Raw genomic sequence first — 25594 nt, forward strand, 5'->3', positions numbered from 1 at the left:
TTCCTGCTCCGTCAATCGAGATTGAGCAGACCGGCGTCCTGACGCTGACGGAGATGCTGATCGACGAGCGCTCGATCAGGACACGCGTGATAGCGCCCCTCGCAAGCATCGCGTAGTCGTGCCAACGCCTCGAACGTCGGCGATGTCGGCAAGCCCGCAGCCTCGATCAGGCTTGCGGCAAGGAAACCGACGTCCAACGGTATGGCGAAAGGCCGCATATCGATATCGCGCCCGTAGCCGTGCACAGTGTAATAGGTCTTGTAGGCAATCGATCCCAGGTCGGAAAAGACATTGTTTCCCGGGGTACCGGCGGCAAGGTAGTCCTTGGTGGCAACCGCCTGGTGATCGCCGAAATCGAGCACGATCGTGCCATTGGGGCCTGGCATCCGTTCACGCTCGCGCCGAAAATCCTGCAGGTCCTGTTTGGACAATGCAACACGCCGCAGGTATTCGTCAACCTGGGCATCCGGAGCGAAAGCCTTGTCCGGCAAGGCGTCTTGCGGCACCAGCGTCATGTCGTAAGGGCCGTGCGGGAAAAGGGTCTGCATGGCAATGAACAGTGGTCGCCGATCCTTTTCGCGGTGCTCGCGCACAATTCGTTCTACGACATCGAAATAGAAACGATCGCGCACGAAGTGCGACTCCGGTTTCATTGCGTCGAAATCGACGATTTCCTGGAATCCGATCGAGGTCAGGAACGGCCCTTCATTGACGAAGCTCGCCTGCATCGGCATCACGGCGATGGTGCGATAGCCGCAGCGTGCCATGAGGCTCGGCAGGCTCGCCTTGACCCGGCCTTCCAGGATCTGCGTCACATAGGGGCTCTGCCAGCCGAAATCTGCTCCGGAGAGCCCCGTCATCACGGAGAAATTCGTGACCCATGTGCCGCCGCCGAACGTCTCGACCTGCATCGGATGCACCCGGCCGTCCTGTGATTGGAACGACGCACTCATCCATTCAGGGACCGTTACCTGCGGGAAATAGCTGGGGCTGGTCTGGCTCTCGCTGAGAACGAGAAACAGGTCGGGCTGGCTGGCCGCCACGCCGCAGCTGATGTCATCGCTGAGCTTCCCCTCCGCTTCGACATTTTCCAGTCGACCGGCAAGGACGATCCGCCCGAGCGGAAACTCAAGATCGCCGATCGACACGAAGAAGGACGAGGCGTCATAACCGGAGATGTAATGGACGTAGTCTGGCTCGCCGTTCTTCTGCGGATAAAGAGCGACAACACCGACTGCCGCTATGACAAACAGGCAAGCGCGCACGACAAAAGAGCGAGCCGACCGGCGGTCGCTCCTGAATGCCACGACCAGGAACACGAATGCTGCGGCCAGCGCAGCCAGTCCGGCAATCAACAAATTGAAGTAGGAGCCGACCAGAAAGGAAAGCGCAGATCGATCAAGGCCGGTAAAGGCGAAATCGAAAACGTGCAGGGAAAAACCCTTGAGGCGGAACTTGACCTCCGACATCGCCGCAATGAGCAATACCGTCAATCCCGCTGCCCAGAGCGAAAAAGTCGGCCGGCGCGACAAGAGGAACAGCAGTGCGGCGATCGCCAGCGTCACGGCGACGAGGAAGGGCACGAACCGCCACCGCGTATCGAAATAGTGTAAGGCCTGGAGCAGCGTCAGGAACGCCAGCGAGATAGGCAGCGGATGCCTGAGCACGCGCCCGGCCTGCTCGATCACGTATTTCACCCTCTGCTCCCATATGACAGTTTTATGACAGCGCCTCAGATGCAGAATTACCGACGACAAGGCAACCTCTGGGTTGTAAATCACAATTCATGGTTAAGCGTGGAATGCGCGGCGCGGCGTCGCCGGCCCGTTGCTTGCGCGGGCCGCCCAGTTGCGGGCTCCGGCCGCTGCTTATATATGAACACCACCGCGCCACCGGGCGGGCGCTTCACGCGCGAACGGGGCGTTGAGAAACTGAATCAAATCTGTGTCAGATTGATTCCGGAATGACTCGTAACCTTCTGGACGAACGGGAAAATCATGAAACCGAAGATCTTCATCGATGGCGAACACGGCACCACCGGGCTGCAGATCCGCACCCGCATGGCCGGCCGCAGCGATCTCGAACTCCTGTCGATACCGGAAGCCGAGCGACGCAATGCCGCGATGCGCGAAGATCTTCTGAACAATGCCGACATCGCAATCCTCTGCCTGCCGGACGACGCATCGCGCGAGGCCGTCTCCATGGTTGCCGGCAACAACCGGGTACGCATCATCGACACGTCGACCGCGCATCGCATCACTCCCGACTGGGCCTACGGCTTTGCGGAGATGGACAAGACACAGCCCGCCAAGATCCGTGACGCCCGCCACGTCGCCAATCCCGGCTGCTACCCGACGGGTGCAATCGGCGTGATCCGGCCGCTGCGTCAGGCCGGCATCCTGCCCGATGGATACCCGGTCACGGTCAATGCCGTTTCCGGCTATACCGGCGGCGGCAAGCAGATGATCGCGCAGATGGAAGACGAGGCGAACCCGGATCACATCAGCGCGCCACATTTCCTCTATGGGCTGACGCTCAAGCACAAGCACGTGCCGGAGATGAAGATGCATGGCCTGCTCGACCGCGCACCGGTATTTGCGCCATCCGTCGGCAAATTCCCGCAGGGCATGATCGTTCAGGTTCCGCTCTATCTCGACGATCTCGCCTCCGGCGCGACGATCGAGAACATTCATGCGGCGCTCGTCGAGCACTATGCCGGCCAATCGATCGTCGACGTTGTCCCGCTGGCCGTCAGCGAAAAGCTCGGCCGCATCGACGCCACGGAACTTGCAGGAGCAGACACGATGAAGCTGTTCGTGTTCGGCACGCCTGGCGGAACTCACGTGAACCTCGTCGCTCTGCTCGACAATCTCGGCAAAGGGGCCTCGGGGGCCGCTGTCCAGAACATGGATTTGATGCTGTCCGCCTGATCGGTTACAGCAATTGCAAACGAAAAAACCCGGCGAGACGTTCGCCGGGTTTTTCTTTGCGATTGTGGGTTTTAGTTGCGCAACTCGATTGCAGTCGGCTTCGGATATTCGCCGATGAAGCCGCGCCAATGGGCGATGGCAAAGCCGAGCACCACCAGCGCACCGCCCTGATGCAGGACGCCCCAGCCGACCGGCACCTGCAGCAGGAGCGTCGTGATGCCGATGATCGCCTGGACGCAGACGAGCACGAACAGCAATACCGAGCGGCGCGCATGGGTCGATTCCGGCGCCGCCCGCACCGAGGCGATCACGTGCATCAACGCCAGCGCAAACAGCACGTAGGCGCCGATCCGGTGGATGAACTGCACGGTCTTCGGGTTCTCGAAGACATTGATCCACCAGGGGTGCTGCAGGAAAAGATCGGACGGGATCCACGCGCCATCCATCAGCGGCCAGGTATTGTAGCTGAAGCCCGCATCGAGCCCGGCAACCAGCGCGCCGAGATAGATCTGGAACAGGCTCATGATTGCGATGATGGCGGCCATCCGACGCGAACGATCCGTCGGCGCCGCATCATCGGAATGCGGACAAAGGCCGCGCTGGATCCACATGCAGGCGGCGAAGATCAAACAGGCGATGACGAGGTGGGTCGCCAGCCTGTATTGACTGACTTCGGTCCGCTCCACCAGACCGGACGAAACCATCCACCAGCCGATAAAACCCTGGAAGCCACCGAGCGCCAGAATGCCGAGCAGCGGCCAGCGCAGCCGGCGTTCGACCCGACCCGTCAGCCAGAAGAAGGCGAGCGGCACGGCGAAGATGATGCCGATGGTGCGCGCCAGCAGCCGGTGCGCCCATTCCCACCAGAAGATCGTCTTGAACTCGCCGACGGTCATGCCGTTGTTGAGCTGTTGGTATTGCGGAATGCGCTGGTAGAGCTGGAACTCCTCCTCCCACTCCTCGGCCGTCAGCGGCGGGATCACACCGTGGATAGGTTTCCACTCCGTGATCGAAAGGCCGGATTCGGTCAGGCGCGTCGCGCCGCCGACAAGCACCAGCGCAAAAAGCGTAAAGAGAACGACGACGAGCCAGCCGCGGATCTGCCGGCGGTTGCGATCGGTCCTGCCAATCTCGCTTCGGAGCATCTGTTCTGTCGCCAATTCGACGCCTGCCATGGCTTTCCCTCTGGTATCGCGGGGTTGGCGGCGAGCGGTTCATCGCCGCGCCTGCCGGAAAGCCGTTGATTTGCACCAGAGCGGCATGCAAAACAAGGCCGAACCCTTTGCGGCATGCCGTCGCGGCCGGATCTCGCGCCATTTGAAAGAATTGAAATGCCCGTACGTCTCAGAAAGCTGATCGGTACGATCCTGATCATCATCCTCGTCATCGTCTATGCGCTCGCCGCCGTCACCTTCGCGTCACTGCTGCTCGGCGCTGCGCCGTGGTGGGTGCATCTGATGTACTTCTTCTTTACCGGCCTGCTCTGGGTGCTGCCGGCGATGCTGATCATCAAGTGGATGGAAAAGCCGGCGAAAGACCGCTGAGCCAAGGGGGACCTCGATGAAGGTTGCGATCATTTCCGATATCCATGGCAACGACCTTGCACTCGAGGCGGTGCTTGCCGATATCGACGCGCTGGGGATCGCCGATATTGTCAATCTCGGCGACCATGTCAGCGGTCCGCTCAATGCGGCGCGCACCGCCGATATCCTGATGGCGCGCAACATCCCCTCGATCTCTGGCAATCATGACCGATACCTGCTGACGCTCGATCCCACCGGCATGGGGTTGTCCGACCGCGCGGCCCATGCGGAATTGCAGCCTCGGCATCTTGAATGGCTAGCGACCCTGCCGGCCACCCTCGTCTATCGCGATGCATTCTTTCTTTGCCATGGCACGCCTGCGAGCGACGAGGCGTACTGGCTCGAAGCATTGACGGCGGAGGGCGTGGTCCATCTGGCAGCGCGCAGCGCCATCGAAGTCCTCGCTACAGGCATCAAGCAACCAGTCATTCTCTGCGGACACACGCACACTCCCCGAGCGATCCGCCTTGCGGACGGCCGGCTCGTAGTCAACCCCGGCAGCGTTGGTTGCCCTGGATATGACGCCGACAGCCCGGTCGCCCACAAGGTTGAAGTCGGCTCGCCGGATGCGCGCTACGCCATCGTCGAAAGCGTTGGCAATGATTGGAGTGTCACGTTCCGCACAGTTCCCTACCAGCACGAGACGATGGCAAGGCTTGCCGCGCAGCGAAACCGCCTGCAATGGGCGCAAGCTCTTGCAACAGGTTTTCTCGGTGGGTAGCAATCCGGGCTTCATGCTTTGCTAACTGCATTCGCCGGTTGTTGCCCGGAGGTCGCAGTCATATTTCAGGAATTAAACGGATTGTAGCGGAGTTGCCGTTGAATGGCAGCCGCAACCAGCATCCGGACGGCCTTGCCGATGACGAACACAGATCTGACCATCGGCCGGCCGGGCCATCGAGACGCACACGCTGCGTCCCGGTCTGATGCCGCCATGAGCCGATTCGAGATCTCCATCCATGATACGATGGCGCCGCTGGAGCAGGAATGGCGGTCGCTGGAAGCGCTGTCTTTCAACTCCCTGCATCAAGGCTACGACTGGTGCGCGGCATGGGCGCAGGCTCATGACAGCGAGTTGCAGGTCGTTCGCGGCGCCCTTGATGGCGAATTGCTGTTCATCCTGCCTCTTGAATTCGTGCCCGGTCGCCTGTTCAACACGGCGCGGTTTGTCGGTGCGCCCCACAGCAATCTCAATACCGGACTTTTCGCGGCAGATGCGCTGACCCTTCCCCGAAACGACTTCGCTGACCGACTGGCGCGCGAACTCACTCATCGGCTGCGCCATAAAGTCGATCTCGTGGCGCTCGAAAAGACGCCGCTTGCCTGGCGCGGAACCGCAAGCCCGTTTGCGAACCTACCCGGCATCAAGAACCAGAATTCCTCGTTTCAGCTGCCGCTGTTTTCGAGCTTCGAACGCACGCTGGCACAGGTCAATGCCAAACGGCGGCGCAAGAAGATGCGGATCTCCGAGCGGCGGCTCGAGGCTCTCGGGGGGTACGACTACGTCATTGCGCAGGATCCCTGCGAAGCGCGGTCGTTGCTCGACGTCTTTTTTCGCCAGAAGGCCACTCGTTTTGCAGCTCTCGGACTTCCCGATGTCTTTCAGGGCGCCCCGACCAGAACGTTCTTTCACGCAGTCGCGGGCAGTTGCGGCGCAGCTGACGAACGACTGCTCGAACTCAATGCCATCCGCCTTAAAGGCGAACATGGCGGGCGGATTGTGGCCGTCGCCAGTCTGTCGCGAAAGGCCGATCATGTCATCTGTCAATTCGGCTCCATCGACGAGGAATTGGCAGGCGACGCCAGCCCGGGCGAGCTCTTGTTCTACAGAATGATCCAAAGGCTTTGCGGCGAGGGCGCGGCGCTCTTCGACTTCGGCGTCGGAGACCAGCCCTACAAACGCTCGTGGTGTACAGTCGAGACGCCGCTCAGGGACATCGTCCTGCCGCTGACGGTGCGCGGCCGGTTTGCAGCCGGCTACCACCGGGCATTGGTGCAGGCGAAAGTGGCGATCAAGGCCAACAGGGCCGCCTATTCATTCTTCCAGCGGGTGCGGAGCCGCAAGCGGAAGACCGATCGACAGACCGGCGAGATCGATAGCGAATAAGCAGCGCCGTTAGCGCGCCTCGGCTCAGGCCGCGTGGCGGTCGGGATAATCCGGGCCGGGTTCACCCCGCCCAGTCATCAACACGATGTCCCGGTAGCCGGCCTCGCCGAAGCCGGTCAGGACTTCAATGATTCTCTCTTCGCTAACCGCCGGCGCCGACAGGATGATTTCCGCGCCGTCGCGGCGGGCAATCTTGTCGACGGCTCCCTCGTCGGCCGGTCCGCATTCGACCAGCACCAGATCATAGGCATTGGTCAACGCATCGATGATCATCTGCAGGCGCTCGATGCCGCGCATTGCGAGCCGCGGATCGGCATCGCCTTGCGGAATGATGTGCGCGTCGGAGAACCGATCGGCATGAATGGTTTCGGTGAACGCCACCTCGCCGGCCAGCAAGTTGGTGATGCCAGGCAGTTGCGCCGAACGCGCCATCAGGCGGGTCGGGCAGGCCGAACCTGTGAGGTCGATCAACACGACCTTGCGATCTTCCTCCGCGATCAGACGCGCCAGCATCACCGTCGCCGTCGACCCCTCGTCGCCACCGGGCGAAACAGAGATTGCGATCCGCACTGCGTTTTCACGCAGGTGATCGGCAACCGCCTCGATCGAGAAATCCGGTTCGGCCGTCTCGCCGCTCGGGTCGTCGACAACATCGTCCGTCTCGTCCTCGGCCAGTGGCGCCAACGGTGGCAGATCGATGGCGTCGTTCAATGCAGGCGAGATGTTGAGCTTCTTCTCATCGAAACCATCAGCAGCAGCGACGGCGGCAATGGCCGGCCGCGAACGTGCCGGCGGCCGCTCGGCACCGACTGACACCGGCCGCAGTGCACGACCGCTGAACAACTCCCCGAGCATGATGATGATGCAGCTCAGAAGAAAGGTCGCAAGTGCCGCAACGATGGTGATCGGCATCACCTTCGGGAAGCTGGCGCCGGTGGGGACGACCGCGCTTGAAATGACACGCGCATCGGCGGGCGTTGCATTCTCGACCGTGCGCGACGTCGCTTCGCGATAGCGCGCCAGATAGGTCTCGAGCAGTTGCCGTTGGGCGGTCGCCTCGCGCTCGAGTGCACGCAGGCCCACCTCTTCCTCGCCGGCCTGGGCCGATTTGGCCTTGAGCGCGTTGAGCTGCTGCGTCAGCTGTTGCTCGCGCAACTCGCCGACCTTCGCCTCGTTTTCCAGACTGCTGAGGATCTTGCGGGTTTCTGAGCGGATCTGCGCCCTGATACCTTCGACCTGCGATTTCAGGGCCTTCAGCCGCGGATGGCCGTCCAGAAGCGTGGTCGAAAGGTCAGCCACCTGCCCTTGCAGGTTTGCTTCCGTCTCCTTGAGGCGCTGTATCATCGGCGAACCAACGACGTCGGCGATGGTATCAGCCTCGCGGCCGCTCGCCAGCGCCGCCCGCACACCTTCGGCGCGCGCCTCGGCATTAGCCCGCTCGCCACGCACGCGGGTCAGCTCGGTCGAGATATCCGTGAGTTGCCGGGTTGCGAAATTCGTGGTCTCGCCGGTTGGCAACAGATCGGACGACGAACGATAGGCCGCCACCTTGGCTTCGGCATCCCGCACCTTCTCGCGCAGATTGGCGATCTCCGGCTCAAGCCAACGGCTGGCTTCAGAATTGGTGTCGAGCTTCGCGCCGCTTTGCAGCGAAAGGAATACCTTTGCCATCTCGTTCGGGATCGCAGCCGCCAACTGTCGATCCTTCGAGGTAAAGGCGATCGCGATCACGCGCGACTTCTCGACCTGATAGACCTGCAGTTTCGATGTGAACTCCTTCAGCACCCGCTCTTCGGGCGGCATTTCCAGTGGGTTCTTCTTCAGGCCCAGCATGACCATCAGGTCGGAAACCGCCGAAGGTGCGGCCGAAGGATCAAACTCCTTCTGCTCGTGTAGCTTCATGTTGCGCGCGACCTGCTTGATCAGGTCGGCCGAACGCAGCACCTGAACCTGGCTCAGAATGCCGGATTCGTCGAAGACGCGGTCGGACCCTGTCTGCGCGTTCTGGTTGGAGCCGCTGAATTCAGGCTCCCGCGATTCGATGAGGACGCGCGTCTCGCTCTGATAGTCCGGTGCGATCATCTTCGCGGCGCCGAAAGCGAGCGCTGCAACACACGCAGTGGCGAGCAATACCTTGACGCGTCGATCCCACACGGCGCGGAACAGCCCGCCGAGATCGATATCCACATCCTGTTGTCCGCTGCCGTTTCCCGACATGCTTCTGGCTCCGAACCTTAAAATCTCGCTGGAAGGTAAATGAACATGGTAACGCAAGGGTTAATGGCTGCTCAACCTCTGGGCGATTTCGCCCCTCCTCTGCCGCAGGTCCCCCGTTGAAAATTCTACCGCGAGTTTACCAGCTATTAACCCTAACGGATCGATAACGGCGAGAGAGGTGGTCGTTTCCGGAGCCGAAGAGCAGCATGTCAACCGCAGGTATGAAGACGGGTCTCGCTATTACGGTGGCAGCACTGTCGATGTTGCTCGGCGGCTGCACAAGCTATCAGCCGGCACCCAAAGCGTTCAGCGAAGCAACGATCCAGCCCTATCGGCTGGACAGCGGCGACCGGCTGCGCATCAACGTATTCGAGCAGGCAGGCCTAAGTGGTACCTACACGGTCGATCAGGCAGGCTATGTTGCCTTTCCGCTGATCGGCACCGTCGCCTCGCGCGGCCACACGCTGCCCGAACTCGAAGGCATGATCGCCGCAAAGTTGAAACAGGGCTATCTGCGCGATCCGGATGTCACCATCGAAGTCGATCGCTATCGCTCGGTCTTCATCATGGGCGAAGTCGGCCAGGCAGGACAATATGCCTATGTGCCGGGAATGACGATACAGAACGCGATTGCGGTTGCCGGCGGCTTCTCGCCGCGGGCCAACCAGGCCAGCGCCGACGTCACGCGTAAAATCAACGGCCGGATCATCACCGGTCGCGTGCCGATTACCGATGCCGTACTGGCTGGCGATACGATTTACATTCGCGAACGGCTGTTCTGATCTCGATGCAGCCGCAGCGTCCCTTGCGCATCATTCACTGCTTCAGATCGCCCGTCGGTGGTATTTTCCGCCATGTGCGCGAGCTGGCGGAGGCGCACGCGGCGGCGGGTCATGAGGTCGGCATCCTCTGCGACAGTACCACTGGCGGATCCTATGAGGATTCGCTCTTCGACGGAATCCGGCCCTATCTGGCGCTGGGCCTCGTCCGCATGCCGATCCATCGCTCGATCGGCCCAAGGGATTTTGCCGCGCTCTGGCGCTGTTACAAGGAAATCAGAAGTTTGCAACCGGATGTGCTGCATGGGCACGGCGCCAAAGGTGGCGCCATAGCCCGCCTCATCGGTTCAGCCTTGCGGGTCAACAGGTATCGCGTAGCCCGCCTCTATTCCCCGCACGGTGGCAGTCTCCACTACAGCCCGAAGTCGTTTGTCGGGCGGATCGTCTTCCCGCTGGAGCGGCTTCAGGAACGCCTGACCGACGCGCTCGTCTTCGTCTGCGACTTCGAGCGCCAGACTTATTTTTCCAAGGTCGGCGAGCCGCGCGAGCACTACGAGCTGATCTACAACGGCATCGACGATCGCGAGTTCGAGGCCGTAGAGGCGCGGCCGGATGCGGTCGACTTCCTCTATATCGGCATGATGCGGGACCTGAAGGGTCCCGATCTTTTTGTGGATGCCTTTGCCCGCACGGAACGGCTTGTCGGGCGGCCGCTCTCGGCGTTGATGGTCGGCGACGGCCCACAGCAGCAAGAATACCGCGACCTCACGTTCGAGCAGGGCCTCGGGCGACGGATCACCATGCGCCCTGCCATGAACGCCCGCGAAGCCTTTGCGCTGGCACGAAACATCGTCATTCCATCCCGGGCAGAATCCATGCCCTATATCGTGCTCGAGGCGCTCGCGGCGCAAAAGCCGGTGATTGCCAGCCGCGTCGGCGGCATACCGGAAATCCTCGGCAAGCACAGCGCAGCTCTTGCCGAAGCGGCAGACGCGCAGTCACTTGCCACGATCATGGCTTCTGCAATCGTCGAGAAGGACTGGTCCGCGCGCGTGATGCCCGACCCGAAGACATTCAAGTCCCGCTTCGCGGCCTCGGTCATGACGGCGGAGGTGCTGCGGCTCTACCGGGATTTGTGCCGGGACCAATCGGCTCCGATAAGGCCTCAGGTTGCAACGTAAGCGTTTCTTAGTGGCTTTCTGCTATCCCGTGCGGACTTCAGTGCCGGAAGGAAGCCATGAACGAGTTTAAGCGGTCGGAAGCCTTCGACCCCGAAGCGCTTCGCAAGAAGATTTCGGAGATCCGTACCCGTGCGCCGGACGAAAAAGCCGGTGACGAACCGTCGACGGAACTCAACCCCCTCGCCCGACAGATTGCCGAACAATTCCGCGCAGACACCTATTCGCCCGCCATGATCATGGGCCTGATGCGTCTTTTCGAGTTCTGCGCACTGTTCGCCATCGGCTATGCCATCAATGCGCTTTATGTGCAGCCCGGCTTCGATCAGCTGCCGCTTTACCTGACGATCCTCGTTGGTGGCTCCGCACTAGCCGTTGCCGCGATGCAGATCGCCGACACCTACCAGGTCCCTGCTCTTCGCGCCTGGTTGCGCTTTACTCCGCGTATCCTCGCCTCTTGGGCGATCGCATTCGGCGGCATTGCCATCGCGCTTTTCTTTCTAAAGTCCGGTCATCAATATTCGCGTGTGTGGTTCGGCGGCTGGTTCGTCGCCGGTGCGCTCTTCCTCGTGGCAGAACGCGCATTCATTGCCTATTCCATCCGGCATTGGGCCCGCAACGGAACGATGGAGCGTCGTGCCGTCGTCGTCGGCGGCGGCCAGCCGGCCAAGGATCTGATCCGCACACTCGAACATCAGACCGACAACGACATCAGGATCTGTGGCATCTTCGACGATCGCGACGAACGTCGGTCTCCGAATGTCATCGCCGGCTACCCCAAGCTCGGAACGGTCGACGAGCTGGTGGAATTCGCGCGCCTGGCGCGCATCGACATGTTGATCATCTCGCTGCCGTTGACGGCGGAGAAACGCATCCTGCAGCTCCTGAAGAAGCTCTGGATACTGCCGGTCGACATCCGTCTTGCAGCGCACGCCAACAACCTGCGCTTCCGGCCGCGCAGTTATTCCCACGTCGGTGAAGTGCCGATGCTGGATATCTTCGACAAACCCATCGCAGACTGGGATTCCGTCGCCAAGCGTGGCTTCGACATCTTCTTCAGCATCGTCGCCCTGGTGTTGTTGTGGCCGGTGATGCTGGGGGCTGCGATCGCGGTCAAAGCCACCTCGCCCGGCCCCATCATCTTCAAGCAGAAGCGCCACGGTTTCAACAACGAGACCATCGAGGTCTACAAGTTCCGCTCGATGTACACGCATTTGAGCGACCCGAGCGCCCGCAACGCTGTGACGAAGGGCGACCCCCGCGTCACGCCGGTTGGGCGTTTCATCCGCAAGTCCTCGATCGACGAACTGCCGCAGATCTTCAACGTGCTCAAGGGCGAGCTCTCGCTCGTCGGCCCGCGCCCGCATGCCGTGCTAGCGCAGACGCAGAACCGCACCTATTCCGACGTCGTCGAAGGCTATTTCGCCCGTCACCGCGTCAAGCCCGGGGTCACCGGCTGGGCGCAGATCAACGGCTGGCGCGGCGAGATCGACAGTGACGACAAGATCCGCCTGCGCACGGCCTTCGACCTCCACTACATCGAGAACTGGTCGCTGCTCTTCGACCTGAAGATCCTGTTCCTGACACCGTTCCGGCTGCTCAACACGGAAAATGCCTATTGAGCACCGTCGACACACCACCGCCGATCGTCTTTAGACCCCAGCTTGCCGCGCTTTCGCTCTTCGGCTCATGGCTGGTTGCGCTTGTGGTGTTTCTGTCGGGTTTCGTGATTGCCGAACCAGCGCCCTACGAGCTATTCCTGGTGGTCCTCATTGGGCTCTGGGCGCTCTTCGGCCTGAAAATCTCGCGCTATGTCGCGCCGCTTCTTACTCTGCTCACCCTGTTCATGATCGGCGGGATCCTGTCGCTGATGACGATGGTCGACCTGACCAAGGGGCCGATGTACATGGCGGTCTCCGGATTTCTGGCGCTGTCGGCGGTCTTTTACGCCGCCATCATCGAGGATCGCTATCAGCGGCTCCGGCTGATCTTCAACGCCTGGGTCACGGCTGCCGTCCTGACCGCCCTGCTTGGTATTCTCGGCTACTTCGGCGCAATCCCGGGCGCTGAAAACTTCACACTCTACGACCGGGCCAAAGGCGCCTTCCAGGACCCGAACGTGTTCGGCCCATTCCTGTCGGTTCCCGCACTCTATCTAATCCACGGGTTGTTGACGCAGCCGATCCACAAGGCCCCGCCCAAGATCGCCGCGCTTCTGGTGCTGGCGCTCGGCGTGTTCCTGTCGTTCTCGCGTGCTGCATGGGCGCTCAACCTTTTCTGCGTGGTTGCCTTCGTCTTCGTGATGCTGCTCAAGGAGCGCAACGGCCTCTTCCGCCTGCGCATCCTCGTCGTCGCCCTGGTCGGCGGTGTCTTTGTTGTCGGCGCCCTGCTGGCCGCGCTGCAATCGGAGCAGGTGGCAACGCTCTTTTCCAGCCGCTCGCAGCTCGTGCAGGACTATGACGGCGGCCACCTCGGCCGCTTCGACCGTCACCGCATCGGTTTCCTGATGTCGATGGAGAAACCGCTCGGCATCGGTCCGATGGTCTTCAGCACGATCTTTCCCGAGGACGAACATAACGTCTGGCTGAAGTCGCTGACATCCTACGGCTGGCTCGGTTTCGTCAGCTACGTCACGCTTATCATCTGGACGCTGTCGCTCGGTTTCCGCTTCCTGCTGCTCGAGCGCCCCTGGCAGGTTTATCTGATGATCGCCTGGGTCGCGCTGATCGGTCATGTGGGCGTCGGCAATGTCATCGATACCGATCACTGGCGTCATTTCTACATGCTTCTCGGCATCATCTGGGGATGTGCCGCCCTCGAATACCGCCATCGTCGAACAATGCGGGCCGGATGGCAGCAATGAACATGGAATATCCTTTGCCAAATCGCACCGCCGCCGCGCCGCTGCGCCTGCTCGAAGTCCTCGAGCCGAGCGGTGGCGGATCGGGCCGGCATTTCATCGATCTCTGCCGCGGCATGCATCTCCGCGGGCATCACGTCGAGGCGGTCTACTCACCGGTGCGAGCCGAGGAAAGTTTCGTGCGCGAGCTGAAGGCTATTGGCCTTCCCGCTGTTCACGCCGTCGACATGAAGCGTGCCCCAGGGCCCACCGACATCCCAGCCTTCCTGACGCTGCGTCGTATTATGCGCGATCATGGCCCTTTCGATATCGTTCACGGCCACAGCTCCAAGGCCGGAGCGTTGACGCGCCTGCGCTTGCCCGGTCGCCATTTGCCGCGCATCTACACGCCGCACGCTTTCCGTACGCTGGATCCGACACTGGGACGCGGCGGCAGGCTGATCTATGGCGCGATCGAATGGGGTCTCGCCTGGTTCTATACCGACCATCTCATCTGTGTGTCCGACGACGAGCGCTCCCACGCCGTTTCGCTATACATGCCGGAGGAGCGGATGTCGGTGATCGTCAATGGCGTTGCTCCGCCCTCACGGGATATGGCAACGACCATAAGGGCTAGTTTCGGCATTGCGCCGAACGCATTTGTCTTCGGGTTCATCGGCCGGCTGACCGCGCAGAAGGCACCCGAACGGCTCGTTGCCGCCTTTAAGAACATCGCCGCGACGGTGAAAGACAGTCATCTCGTCATGGTTGGCGCCGGCGAGCTCGAAGGCACGGTTCGCACCGCCATTTCCGAGAGCGGCCTACAGAACCGGATGCATCTGACATCCGCATTCACAGGTCCGCAAGCGGCCCCTGCCTTCGATGTGCTGGTCATGCCGAGCCGCTACGAGGCGATGTCCTACGTCATGCTGGAGGGGGCGGCGGCCGGAAAGCCGATCATTGCCAGCGATATCGGCGGCGCACGAACCGTGATCGAGGATGGTCACAACGGCTTCATCGTGCAGAATACCGACGATATCTCGGAGCTTGCCAAGACTATGGCTGCGTCCGCTACGCCAGCCACCTTCAGGAAGCTCGCGGCGGCAGCCGACAGCGTCAAGGAGCGCTTCACGCTCGACGCGATGCTCGACCAAACCGAGATGCTCTATTGGAAGCTGGCGGAACGACGACGTATCAGGGTAACCGCCTGATTACATAACACGGTTTTGGGACGACGACCTGCATGACGACATGTAGGCATACCGCAAACATTGCGAAACCGTAGCTTTTCATCTAAGTCGAAATAATATCTGGAAGCTATACTGGGGCGGGAATGGCCGAAATCAACTATCCCTTCAGGGCTCAAGCCGACGCGACTTCGATCGCTGACAGGGGGGTACTGGAGCGTCTCTCCACTTGGTATGAAACGCTGAAGGTCGAACGGCGCGAACGGCGCAAAGCGACATCCGTTAGCCTGCGTTGCGTCAGTCATCACGGCCAAACGTCACTATATCCCGACGAACTTCCGCTTGTTTTCCTGACGCACAACGACGCAAAGCTGGTTCCCGCATTCCTTTCGCACTATCGGCAGCTAGGTGTAACGCGCTTCATTTGCGTGGACGACGTCTCCACGGACGGAACAAGAGAATTCCTCCTCAAACAGGACGATGTGGACCTGTGGGTTTCGCCTGTCCGCTACAAGGACGCACGCCGCGGCCGAGCATGGCGCGAGACACTTTTGGGCCTCTATGGCGGCCCAAGGTGGTACGTCAATGTCGATTCCGATGAATTCCTCGTCTATGACGGGTTCGAAACCAGGACACTCTGGTCTGTTATACACTGTCTTGAAAAGGCAGGCGCGCTGAGACTGCCGGCGCCCATGCTCGATATGTATCCCATCGACCTATCTAAAGCGGACGCCAATCTGCTGAGCTCGCGCGCGCCTTGGGAAATCGCGGACCACCTCGATAGCTCCGGGTACACGCTGTCTACAACCAAACGGGCGATTTCAATCAAGGGCGGAGCGCGCAAACGAGAATTCGACGCAGACCTCGAACTCATCAAGTACCCCCTGATATACTGGGACGATGACTGTCGCTTCGGCCCCAGCATACATCAACCGCTTCCATATCGGAGAAACTTCGCGAGCATGATGGGCGCCCTGCTCCACTTCAAGTTTTTCTCAGACTACGAGAAGGAAATAACGGAGGCTGCACGCGACGGGCAATATTTCGACAATGCGGCTGCGTATTCGAAGATGACGGATGTCATCGCGAAAAAAGGGACGCTGCAGCTACAGTCCGACGACTCATTGAAGTTTACCGGCTCGCAGCAGTTGCTCGACCTTGGCTTCATTACGCCAATTGCTCCAACTGAGCCCAGACGGTAACACGTGTAGCCATGCCTGAAAAATCCAAGATCGTCGTCGTCTTTCCGGTCCACAACGGCGCAAAAACGCTTGAGCGAAGTCTGCAGAGCATTGCGGACCAATCCCTGTCCGATTTCAGGGCACTTATCCTGGAAAATGGCTCGACCGACGACACCTTAGAGATCGCCAGAGCATTTTGCGCAAGGGATCCGCGATTTTCCGTTATTCAGAACGCCAATTTTCTGAGCGCGCTCGAGCAATTTGCCAAGGCGTTCAGAATAGGCGCATGCGAAGGCGAATACTTCTGCCTTCGCGCGTGCGACGACACGTCAACACCCGACTTCCTGCAGGAACTCGTCGCATCGCTGGATGCGGATCCAAGTAAAATGCTGGCCGTGGGCAACGTCGAGCGCGTCGACGGCACAAAAGTAAAACACGCCAAGCCGAACCAGGACATTTTCCGTTTCAAGGAACGCTACGTACGCGGCCGAGCCCCGCGGAATCTCATGTATCCGTCCGAGTGGATCTACGGCGTCTTCCGGTCTGCTGCAGCCGACGAGATCGTTCTCAAGCGGTGGCACGAAGGCGCGGTCTGGGCGCTCAGCTCCTATGTCGTCACGGAGTTCGTCGTTCGCGACCTCGTCGCCTACACCGACGGCCCTGTCTACGAATTCACCGAGGGATCCGGTTCGGACAAAAAATACATGGTGACATCCATCACAGCAAAAATTCGAGCTCGCTGGCAATACACGATCGGCTGCTACAAGCTCAAAGACAAGCTTCCTCCCGCATCCCTCTACAGCCGATTGATGCTATTCCGCATGTGCTGGAACGATGCCAGGCGTAAGACCAGGTATCGGATTTTCGGCCTCTGACGCTCAGACGGGTGAGTTGGCGGCGCCGTATAGCCGCCTAGTTGGCGACAACGGAAAATCAACAAACGAAGGAATTTATCAATCACCCCTTGGGGGCTTGGTGATTGAAATGGTCGGAGCGGCGGGATTCGAACCCACGACCCCTTGACCCCCAGTCAAGTGCGCTACCGGGCTGCGCTACGCTCCGGACCGAGGAAATCCCTATATTCTCAACGCTTAGAGCGCAAGCGGGAATTTCGGGCCCGGCAGGAAAAAGGAACAAACGGCGTGGATAAGTGGAAAATGGGACGAGAAGTCCCACAGGTCAAAACTTTGCGATTGTCGGTCTAGAATACACTCCATGTGAACGCGGCGGTCACTGCCGGCAACGGTTGTCGCCACACCGCCGCTTCGCCCCTCCCTTCACAGGGCTGGCAACCCAGCTAGGCCCGTCTTTCTGCAGCGCAAACGAGCGATTGGTCTCCCGCAGAATTAAGCCGTTGACTTCTGACCAGCATCAGAACATTTGTAGAACAAATTGGAGGCTTTGCCATGTCAGAGAAATTTATCATCATGCCCTTTAAACGCGTTCGCGGTGGGCTCGCGCCCGGCGAGATGCGTGCCGCCACGACCGCGGCTGGGGCAGAGAAGGTTGCGGCGGCTATGGCGCCGAGGCATGTCGGCGTCGCCGCCTATGCTGTCCAGGTGGACGAAGAAAGCGGCGACATGAGTAGCCCTCGCCTATTGGTCCAGTTCGGCGAGATTGCGGATCTGAACGCTGCCTGACATGCAGGACCGCTTTCCGCCTATCCGCGATCTTCCAGAACCATCAGGACCTCGCGCAAAATAGCTCAGGCCCTGGGGTCCCTTTGCGATCAGCTCTCGCTCTCAGGCGAACGCCGACGGGTGTACGTCGAATGAGTCACGGCTAAAGGCCCGCCGCAGCCCCCTTGAATCACCGTCAATTTAAGGAGTTGTGCAGTCCATCAAAGGACACCCAAAGAACACCCTTAGCGCGCACCTGCATCGGTGAAGTGATTCGACTATGCGACAGGATCGAGGCGTGCTTCATCAGCTCGGGACCGGCGTAGTTGCCGTAATCCTCCGGCGTGACCTGCACAGCCCCTCTACTTTCGCGGCCTGCGCCTCTGCCTCGCCGACGCGCAACCTTCGCTGCCGAATCAGCAGGCGCCAGTTACCGCGCCTGATCAAGCAAACGCTTGCATTCCAGGAGATCGTAAAGCGCCTCTTGAAGCAGCGCCCGATCTTCCTTGCCGACGGAGGAGGACTTGCCGAGAGAGATTTCCGGAACGTCGTCATTGCCGCCGCCGAAGGAGAAAAAGCGGCGGCTGGCTGGCGCCTTGGCGCGACCGACGATCTGATCCTCGTCGGACAAGCCGGCCTTCGGCGGTAGCGGCTCCTCGTTGCTCGAGGCGGCCAGGGCCTCAACCGTCGCCAGATCGCCGCTGGCGATCGCCGCCACGAATTTGTTGCCGTTGGCCTTCAGCAGCTTCTGCACGCCTTTGATCGTGTAGCCATGATCATAGAGCAGGTGACGGATGCCCTTCAGCAGGTCGACATCTTCAGGGCGATAATAACGCCGGCCGCCACCACGCTTCATCGGCTTGATCTGCTGGAAGCGTGTTTCCCAGAAGCGCAGGACGTGCTGCGGCAGATCGAGATCGTCGGCGACCTCGCTGATGGTGCGAAAAGCGTCGGGGCTTTTTTCCATTTCGTTCCCATTCCATGTCATGCGACTCAGGGCAAGCCTAAGCGCAATGAACCGATGTCGTGCGATGATCGCACGAATCGGCTCCATTTCAACGGCTTATGGATGGGTTTTCAACCACATTGTGGTTGCCGACCTCCGCTTACGATACGGGAGAGGCCGGCTTCAGCTTGGCCTTGCGGCTCAGATGCGATTTCAACACCCGCTGCTTCAGGACGTTAGACGCCTTGAAGGTCATCACCCGCCGCGGCGAAATCGGCACTTCCTCACCGGTCTTCGGGTTGCGGCCGATGCGCTCGTTCTTATCGCGAACTTGAAAGGTCGCGAAGGAGGATAGTTTCACACTCTCGCCACGCACGATTGCGTTGCATATTTCGTCAATGACGGTTTCCACCAACTCGGCAGACTCTGTACGAGACAGACCCACCTTGCGAAAAACCGACTCAGCCAAGTCTGCTCGTGTTACTGTTTTTCCGCTCATCTTCCCCCACCGATGTCTGGCACGCCGATCAGCGACCGAAGACTATTGCCCTTGCCTTTTGCGGTCAAGCGCCTGCGTTGCCTCAGCATTTTTTACCAGCGTATCAGAACGGAGCCCCATGTGAAGCCACCCCCCATGGCTTCAAGCAGAACGAGATCGCCCTTCTTGATCCGGCCGTCCGCCGCCGCGGTGTTCAGAGCCAGCGGAATGGACGCGGCAGAGGTGTTGCCATGGAGATCGACTGTTACCACAACCTTATCGAGCGGGATGCCGAGCTTCTTGGCCGAACCATCGATGATACGGCGGTTGGCCTGGTGCGGCACGAGCCAATCGATGTCTTCCGCCGTCGTTCCCGTGGCCTCGAAGGCGGCCTCGATCACGTCGGTGATCATGCCGACGGCATGCTTGAAGACTTCGCGGCCTTCCATCTTGAGATGGCCGACGGTACCCGTTGTCGATGGTCCGCCATCGACATAAAGCTTTTCGCGATGCGCACCATCGGAGCGCAACTTGGCAGTGAGCACGCCGCGATCGGCAATCGTGCCCTCGCCTTTCTGGGCTTCCAGGATGATCGCGCCAGCGCCATCGCCGAAGAGCACGCAGGTCGTGCGATCGGACCAATCGAGAATGCGTGAGAACGTCTCGGCACCGATCACCAGAACACGCCTTGCCAGCCCACCACGGATATAGGCGTCCGCCGTCGTTACCGCGTAGATGAAGCCCGAACAGACCGCCTGCAGATCGAAGGCCGCGCCATGGTGCATGCCGAGCCGGTTCTGAATGTTGACCGCAGTTGCCGGAAAGGTGTTGTCTGGCGTTGACGTCGCCAGAATGATCAGGTCGAGATCAGCCGCCGTCAGCCCGGCATTGTCCAGTGCTGCGCGTGCAGCGGCCTCGCCAAGCGACGCCGTGGTTTCGCCTTCGCCGGCGATGTAGCGCTGGCGGATGCCGGTGCGCTGCACGATCCACTCGTCTGACGTATCGACCTTGGATTCCAGCTCCTGATTGGTGACAATGCGCTTCGGCAACGCTGCACCGAAGCCGCGAACGACGGAACGGATCATTTATTCAAACCTCATCATTCATGCCGGCGGGAAGCGCGCTCGGCGGCTCGGCGCCATGGTACTTCGCCAGATCGATCTCGATCTTCGCCTTCAGGCCATTTTTCACCATGTCATAGCCGACGTCGATAGCGGCCGCAAAGCCCTCGCCATCGGCGCCACCATGGCTCTTGATCACGACACCATTGAGGCCGAGAAAGACGCCGCCATTAACCTTGCGCGGGTCCATTTTTTCGCGCAGGCGGTCGAAGGCACCTTTGGCCAGGATGTAGCCGATCTTGGCCATCAGCGTGCGCGACATGGCCGCGCGGAGATATTCGGCGATCTGTCGCGCCGTTCCTTCGGCGGCCTTGAGCGCGATATTGCCGGAGAAGCCCTCGGTGACAACTACGTCGACGGTGCCGCGTCCGATATCGTCGCCTTCGACGAAACCGTAATAATCGAAGCCTTCGATATTGGCGTCACGGATGAGGCGCCCGGCTTCCTTGACTTCTTCCTGGCCCTTGATTTCTTCGACGCCGACATTGAGCAGGCCGACGGTCGGGCGTTCTATCTCGAACAACGCTCGTGCCATGGCGCCGCCCATCAGCGCGAAATCCATGAGCTGCTGCGCATCGGCACCGATGGTGGCGCCGACGTCGAGCACGATGCTCTCGCCCTTGAGCGTCGGCCAGATCGCGGCGATCGCCGGGCGCTGGATGCCCCGCATCGTGCGCAGGCAGAAGACCGACATGGCCATCAGCGCGCCGGTATTGCCGGCCGAGACGACGACGTCGGCCTCACCGGCGTTGATCGCATCGATCGCCCGCCACATGCTCGACTTGCCGCGGCCGCGCCTCAGCGCCTGGCTCGGCTTCTCATCCATGGCGACTGCGATCTCGCAATCGTGGAAGGTGCTATTGGCCTTGAGCTTGGGGTGTTTGGCCAAGATATCAGCGCATTGCGCTTCTATGCCGAACAGGACAAACCTTATGTCCGGATGACGTTCAAGCGCCCGTGCGGCGCCCGGGATGACGACTTCAGGACCATAGTCGCCGCCCATCACGTCAAGAGAAATTCTGACCACGCGTGTCTTATCCTTTTTTCCTGCCACACAACACGTGCTGCCGTGGCGCACGCTTTCGAACGCAACGACGATACATATTGCTTCTGACGCTTGAGCCAGGCACGCGGCAGGTCGCTGCGGCGGCTCATTTGGCCGGAGTCGGGCCAAAATACTGCTTTTCGCCCGCGTGACAACCGAATTGTAGGGGAGGCTTTGGCGGCCTCAGTCCTTTTTCCAGTCCTTCAGCGCTGCAAACGGGTTCGGCTTCTCGTCGTCGGCCGCCGTGCTTTCGATGCGCGCACCGAAAGTCACGCCCGGTTTGCGCGGATAAGGTTCGATCGCCAGCGCCACATGCTCGCTGACGACGACGCCGGCATCGATCGTGTCGCCGGTAAAGGTATCGGGGATATCGGGGCCGTCGGGGCTGAGGATCATCTCACCGCCATCATTGCTGGCCTGGCGGGCGAGCCTCGATCCTTCCGGTACGAGGATAGAATCGATGGATTCCTTGATATCGGCCTCGACTGGCTCGAGGGTCACGACGCAGGACTGCACGATCCGAGCGGTAACGTCACCCTTGATCTTGACACCGTCCTTCTTCCAGCGCGCGATCTGCAGATCCGCTGAAAGCGACAGGACTTCGCGCACATCCCAGAGTTCGGCAAGCGCTTGCCGTTCGCTCTCGTTTGCCGAGAGCCGCACGGTCACGGCATTGGCCGAGATATGCCCGACCTTCACCGGGTAGGAGAATGCCGGTCGGCTATCGTCTTTCATGATCAGATCCTTCCTCGCGCGGGCGCCGTTGCCGGCACGCTCTTCGCGGATAGTGCCGCACGCCAGGTTCAAGGGCGCACGGGCATCGATGGCGTCTCTTACTCTCCGGCGGTGGGGATGCGCAACTGGCCGGTTTCGACGCGCTCTTCCGGTTCAGTCGCGAGCCGCTCCTCGACAGAGAGGAGATAGGCAGCCAGGCCATCCATCCCCGGCTCACCCTGATCGCCCTTCGGATAGAAGTTACGCTTCAGCGCCGCAGCAAGCGAGGACGCATCTCGACCTTCGAGTGCCGCCGCATAGGATTCGAGCCGGCCATAGAACATTCCGGCCAGCTTCTTCATCTTCTTCGGCACGCCGGCATCACCGACGCCAAGCTCGCGGATCGAATGGTCGACATCCTCGAAGAAGGCGTCGACGATCTCCTGAGCGATCTCCTGGCCGGCGCGCGCCGACCCGCGCGTGCGCCGGAAATAAAGGATCAGCACGGCCGACAGCATCTCGAAACGCCCCATCACCGTGTCGGGCACGTCGAGGTCCGTATAGAGGTGCGGCTGACGTGCCGCCGCGGTCAACAATGCATATTGCCGTTCGACAATCGCAATATTGCCGCTTTTTCTTTTGAACAGTCCAAAAATCATCACAAAGCCCAGCTTTGGCTTTCTCGAAATGCGCGCAAGCGCCCATGACGTTGTTGCATGATAGCCGAAGCTGGTTTACCGAAGCATGCACGAATTGCAATGGCGGATATGCCATCGTTACTCCAAAGGGAGCTGTCGTTGACGAAGCGGTTTTTCAGAACAAATTTGAAGGTCCTAGGCCGAGTTGCGGCCGTAGCGACTGTTAGCACCATTGCTCTCTCCGCCTGCCAGTCCGCTAATGTCGGTGAAGTTCTCCACCAGGGTTATGTGGTTGACCAGGAAACGCTAAATCTCGTTCCGGTCGGTTCCAGCCGTGAACAGGTCATGCTTTCGCTCGGCACACCGTCGACGACCGCGACCTTCGACAACGAGGTATTCTACTACATCTCGCAGACCCGCAAACGGCCTGTCGCGTTCATGAAGCCGCAGCTCGTCGACCAGTCGATTCTTGCCGTCTATTTCGACAAGGAAGGCACGGTCAGCCAGCTCGCGCACTACACGCTCAAGGACGGCAAGGTCTTCGACATGCTGACGCGTACGACGCCGACCGGCGGCAAGGAAACGAGCTTCCTCGGCCAGTTGCTGACCGGCCCCGGCGCCGGACAGGCTGCAGCGCGAAGCCTGTTCAAGGACTTCGGCAACTAAGTTCACCCGATCGCAAAGAAAAGGCCCGCGGAACGATGTTCCGCGGGCCTTTTGCGTTTTGGGGATAGGATCAGGCAAGGACTGCCAGAAGCAGCAACGCCACGATGTTGGTGATCTTGATTGCCGGGTTCACCGCGGGGCCTGCCGTATCCTTGTAGGGATCGCCGACAGTATCACCGGTCACCGACGCCTTGTGCGCTTCGGAGCCCTTGAGGTGCCGAGTGCCGTTCTTGTCGACGAAACCGTCCTCAAAGCTCTTCTTGGCGTTGTCCCAGGCGCCGCCGCCCGAGGTCATCGAGATCGCCACGAACAGGCCATTGACGATCACGCCAAGCAACGACGCGCCAAGTGCCGCGAAAGCGGATGCCTTCGAGCCGGACAGCAACAGCACGCCGAAATAGACGACGAGCGGCGCCAGAACCGGCAGCAGCGACGGAACGATCATTTCGCGGATCGCCGCCTTGGTGAGCAGGTCGACCGCGCGACCATAGTCCGGCTTTTCCGTGCCGGCCATGATACCCGGCTTTTCGCGGAACTGGCGGCGCACTTCCTCGACGATCGAACCTGCCGCACGCCCGACGGCCGTCATCGCGATGCCGCCGAAGAGATAGGGAATGAGGCCGCCGAAGATCAGTCCGGCAACGACATAGGGGTTCGAGAGATCGAAGGAGATCTGACCGACATCAGCGAAGTACGGATATTTGTCGCCATTGGCGGCAAAGTAGCTGAGGTCGTTGGCGTAGGCCGCAAACAGAACCAGCGCGCCGAGCCCGGCCGAGCCAATGGCATAGCCCTTGGTTACGGCCTTCGTCGTATTGCCGACGGCATCGAGCGCGTCGGTAGACTTGCGCACTTCCGGTGGCAGATGCGACATCTCCGCGATGCCGCCCGCATTGTCCGTCACCGGACCGAAGGCGTCGAGTGCAACGATCATACCGGCAATGCCAAGCATCGCGGTTACGGCAATCCCGGTGCCGAACAGGCCGGCCAGTTGGTAGGTCGAAATGATGCCCCCGACAATGACAATCGCCGGCAATGCCGTCGATTCCAGCGAGACTGCAAGGCCCTGGATGACGTTCGTGCCGTGACCGGTGACCGACGCCTGCGCGATGGAGTTCACCGGGCGCTTGTTGGTGCCAGTGTAGTATTCGGTGATGACCACGATTAATGCGGTGACCACGAGGCCGAGGATACCGCACAGGAACAGGTTCCAGCCGGTAATATCCTGGCCCGCGACGGTGCCGATCGAACCCCAGCCGATCGTCAGCGATGTGGCCGCACCCAGGCCGACGATCGACAGCGCACCCGTCACGATCAGGCCGCGGTAGAGAGCGCCCATGATCGAGTTGTTGCTGCCGAGCTTGACGAAGAAGGTGCCGATGATCGAGGTGATGATGCAGGTCGCGCAAATCGCCAGGGGGTAAGCCATCACGGTCGAGAGCACTGGCGTGCCGGCAAAGAAGATTGAAGCCAGCACCATGGTTGCGACCACCGAGACAGCGTAGGTTTCGAACAGGTCGGCCGCCATGCCCGCGCAGTCGCCGACATTATCGCCGACGTTGTCGGCAATCGTCGCAGGGTTGCGCGGATCATCTTCCGGGATTCCGGCTTCCACCTTACCGACGAGGTCGCCGCCGACATCAGCACCCTTGGTAAAGATGCCGCCGCCGAGACGGGCAAAGATCGAGATCAGCGATGCGCCGAAGCCGAGCGCCACCAGCGCGTCGATCACTTCACGCGAACCGGGCTCGTGACCCAGACCTGCTGTCAGGATGAGGTAATAGACCGATACGCCGAGCAGGGCGAGGCCTGCGACGAGAAGGCCGGTGATCGCGCCGGATTTGAAGGCAATATCGAGGCCGGATGCGAGGCTGACCGAAGCCGCCTGCGCGGTGCGCACGTTTGCGCGAACGGAAATGTGCATGCCGATGAAACCGGCAGCGCCCGAAAGCACTGCCCCAACGAGAAAGCCGAACGCGGCTGCGGAAGAAAGTAGAACCCAGGCGCCGATGAAAACGACGACGCCGACGATGGCAATGGTTCTGTACTGACGTGTGAGATAGGCCTGCGCCCCCTCACGAATGTAGCCTGCGATTTCTTGCATGCGGGCGTTCCCCTGGTCGGCGGCAAGCACCGACCGTGTTGCCCAGATGGCATAAGCCACCGCGAGCAACCCGCATGCGATAACGCCCAACAAAATGGTCATTTCGCATTACCCTCCGTTTCAACCCGCGGACTCACTCCCGGCCGCAGGCCCCTCAAATCCGCGAATCACGCACCACCTCCTCAAGCAGCACCCCTCACGGCGCGGCCAGAGTGCGGTTGCAACGAAAGATCGTCAAGCCCCGGAAAACTAACTACCGGCG

General features: G+C 60.7%; 23 protein-coding genes and 1 tRNA gene. 13 read left to right on the forward strand and 11 right to left on the reverse strand.

Annotated elements, in window-relative coordinates:
* Positions 1-11 precede the first annotated feature (11 nt).
* Positions 12-1697 (reverse strand): sulfatase-like hydrolase/transferase, encoded by a 1686-nt coding sequence (locus ASD52_RS32690; RefSeq protein ID WP_025426552.1) that lies wholly within the window; start codon positions 1695-1697, stop codon positions 12-14.
* 300 nt (positions 1698-1997) lie between these two features.
* On the opposite strand from ASD52_RS32690, the gene argC reads away from it, so the two are divergent.
* Positions 1998-2930 carry an N-acetyl-gamma-glutamyl-phosphate reductase gene (argC, locus tag ASD52_RS32695; RefSeq protein ID WP_025426551.1) on the forward strand — a complete coding sequence of 311 codons (933 nt, stop codon included), beginning with the start codon at positions 1998-2000 and terminating at the stop codon, positions 2928-2930.
* 71 nt (positions 2931-3001) lie between these two features.
* On the opposite strand, the gene ASD52_RS32700 is transcribed toward argC, so the two are convergent.
* Positions 3002-4105 (reverse strand): COX15/CtaA family protein, encoded by a 1104-nt coding sequence (locus ASD52_RS32700; protein ID WP_025426550.1) that lies wholly within the window; start codon positions 4103-4105, stop codon positions 3002-3004.
* A gap of 156 nt (positions 4106-4261) precedes the next feature.
* Here ASD52_RS32700 and ASD52_RS32705 point away from each other — a divergent pair, with 156 nt between their 5' ends.
* From ASD52_RS32705 to ASD52_RS32715, 3 genes are all read left to right on the forward strand, one after another.
* Positions 4262-4474 carry a DUF2842 domain-containing protein gene (locus tag ASD52_RS32705; RefSeq protein ID WP_025426549.1) on the forward strand — a complete coding sequence of 71 codons (213 nt, stop codon included), beginning with the start codon at positions 4262-4264 and terminating at the stop codon, positions 4472-4474.
* A gap of 16 nt (positions 4475-4490) precedes the next feature.
* Positions 4491-5234: a metallophosphoesterase family protein gene (locus ASD52_RS32710; RefSeq protein WP_025426548.1), complete on the forward strand. Its 744-nt coding sequence runs from the start codon at positions 4491-4493 to the stop codon at positions 5232-5234.
* Between the two features lie 213 nt (positions 5235-5447).
* The gene (locus ASD52_RS32715; RefSeq protein ID WP_225906177.1) at positions 5448-6620 is read left to right on the forward strand and encodes a GNAT family N-acetyltransferase; all 1173 of its coding nucleotides are present in this window, start codon (positions 5448-5450) and stop codon (positions 6618-6620) included.
* Positions 6621-6644: 24 nt separating this feature from the next.
* Here ASD52_RS32715 and ASD52_RS32720 read toward each other — a convergent pair whose 3' ends face one another.
* Complete coding sequence (locus ASD52_RS32720; RefSeq protein WP_057211434.1) at positions 6645-8837, reverse strand: exopolysaccharide transport family protein; 2193 nt, start codon at positions 8835-8837, stop codon at positions 6645-6647.
* A 206-nt stretch (positions 8838-9043) separates the two neighbouring features.
* Here ASD52_RS32720 and ASD52_RS32725 point away from each other — a divergent pair, with 206 nt between their 5' ends.
* From ASD52_RS32725 to ASD52_RS32755, 7 genes are all read left to right on the forward strand, one after another.
* Positions 9044-9619: a polysaccharide biosynthesis/export family protein gene (locus tag ASD52_RS32725; protein ID WP_025426545.1), complete on the forward strand. Its 576-nt coding sequence runs from the start codon at positions 9044-9046 to the stop codon at positions 9617-9619.
* Positions 9620-9624: 5 nt separating this feature from the next.
* Positions 9625-10797 carry a glycosyltransferase family 4 protein gene (locus ASD52_RS32730; protein WP_025426544.1) on the forward strand — a complete coding sequence of 391 codons (1173 nt, stop codon included), beginning with the start codon at positions 9625-9627 and terminating at the stop codon, positions 10795-10797.
* A gap of 56 nt (positions 10798-10853) precedes the next feature.
* Positions 10854-12416, forward strand: coding sequence for an undecaprenyl-phosphate glucose phosphotransferase (locus ASD52_RS32735; protein ID WP_057211436.1), 1563 nt, complete (start codon positions 10854-10856; stop codon positions 12414-12416).
* Positions 12413-13657 carry an O-antigen ligase family protein gene (locus tag ASD52_RS32740; RefSeq protein WP_025426542.1) on the forward strand — a complete coding sequence of 415 codons (1245 nt, stop codon included), beginning with the start codon at positions 12413-12415 and terminating at the stop codon, positions 13655-13657. Before ASD52_RS32735 ends, ASD52_RS32740 begins: the two co-directional genes overlap by 4 nt.
* 2 nt (positions 13658-13659) lie before the next feature.
* Entirely contained in the window at positions 13660-14844 is a 1185-nt protein-coding gene (locus ASD52_RS32745; RefSeq protein ID WP_057226542.1) for a glycosyltransferase, read from the forward strand.
* A gap of 122 nt (positions 14845-14966) precedes the next feature.
* On the forward strand, positions 14967-16022 hold the full coding sequence (locus ASD52_RS32750) for a glycosyltransferase family 2 protein (RefSeq protein ID WP_081788848.1): 1056 nt from the start codon (positions 14967-14969) through the stop codon (positions 16020-16022).
* Positions 16023-16033: 11 nt separating this feature from the next.
* On the forward strand, positions 16034-16876 hold the full coding sequence (locus ASD52_RS32755; RefSeq protein ID WP_025426539.1) for a glycosyltransferase family 2 protein: 843 nt from the start codon (positions 16034-16036) through the stop codon (positions 16874-16876).
* 110 nt (positions 16877-16986) lie between these two features.
* Here ASD52_RS32755 and ASD52_RS32760 read toward each other — a convergent pair.
* Positions 16987-17063, reverse strand: a tRNA-Pro gene (locus ASD52_RS32760).
* 344 nt (positions 17064-17407) lie between these two features.
* On the opposite strand from ASD52_RS32760, the gene ASD52_RS32765 reads away from it, so the two are divergent.
* Positions 17408-17641 carry a hypothetical protein gene (locus ASD52_RS32765; protein WP_025426538.1) on the forward strand — a complete coding sequence of 78 codons (234 nt, stop codon included), beginning with the start codon at positions 17408-17410 and terminating at the stop codon, positions 17639-17641.
* A gap of 409 nt (positions 17642-18050) precedes the next feature.
* Here ASD52_RS32765 and ASD52_RS32770 read toward each other — a convergent pair whose 3' ends face one another.
* From ASD52_RS32770 to ASD52_RS32795, 6 genes are all read right to left on the reverse strand, one after another.
* Positions 18051-18587 carry a MerR family transcriptional regulator gene (locus ASD52_RS32770; protein ID WP_025426537.1) on the reverse strand — a complete coding sequence of 179 codons (537 nt, stop codon included), beginning with the start codon at positions 18585-18587 and terminating at the stop codon, positions 18051-18053.
* A gap of 139 nt (positions 18588-18726) precedes the next feature.
* On the reverse strand, positions 18727-19065 hold the full coding sequence (locus ASD52_RS32775; protein WP_025426536.1) for an integration host factor subunit alpha: 339 nt from the start codon (positions 19063-19065) through the stop codon (positions 18727-18729).
* A 92-nt stretch (positions 19066-19157) separates the two neighbouring features.
* On the reverse strand, positions 19158-20129 hold the full coding sequence (locus ASD52_RS32780) for a beta-ketoacyl-ACP synthase III (RefSeq protein ID WP_057211437.1): 972 nt from the start codon (positions 20127-20129) through the stop codon (positions 19158-19160).
* Positions 20130-20133: 4 nt separating this feature from the next.
* Complete coding sequence (plsX, locus tag ASD52_RS32785) at positions 20134-21192, reverse strand: phosphate acyltransferase PlsX (RefSeq protein ID WP_025426534.1); 1059 nt, start codon at positions 21190-21192, stop codon at positions 20134-20136.
* 201 nt (positions 21193-21393) lie between these two features.
* Positions 21394-21945: a DUF177 domain-containing protein gene (locus tag ASD52_RS32790; protein ID WP_025426533.1), complete on the reverse strand. Its 552-nt coding sequence runs from the start codon at positions 21943-21945 to the stop codon at positions 21394-21396.
* A gap of 98 nt (positions 21946-22043) precedes the next feature.
* Entirely contained in the window at positions 22044-22583 is a 540-nt protein-coding gene (locus ASD52_RS32795) for a ubiquinol-cytochrome C chaperone family protein (protein WP_025426532.1), read from the reverse strand.
* Between the two features lie 138 nt (positions 22584-22721).
* Between ASD52_RS32795 and ASD52_RS32800 the strand changes: the two genes are divergently transcribed.
* Positions 22722-23228 carry an outer membrane protein assembly factor BamE gene (locus ASD52_RS32800; protein WP_025426531.1) on the forward strand — a complete coding sequence of 169 codons (507 nt, stop codon included), beginning with the start codon at positions 22722-22724 and terminating at the stop codon, positions 23226-23228.
* Between the two features lie 70 nt (positions 23229-23298).
* Here ASD52_RS32800 and ASD52_RS32805 read toward each other — a convergent pair whose 3' ends face one another.
* Entirely contained in the window at positions 23299-25434 is a 2136-nt protein-coding gene (locus ASD52_RS32805) for a sodium-translocating pyrophosphatase (protein WP_025426530.1), read from the reverse strand.
* Between the last annotated feature and the right edge of the window lie 160 nt (positions 25435-25594).

It is taken from the genome of Ensifer sp. Root142 (assembly GCF_001426785.1).
GTDB lineage: Bacteria > Pseudomonadota > Alphaproteobacteria > Rhizobiales > Rhizobiaceae > Ensifer > Ensifer canadensis.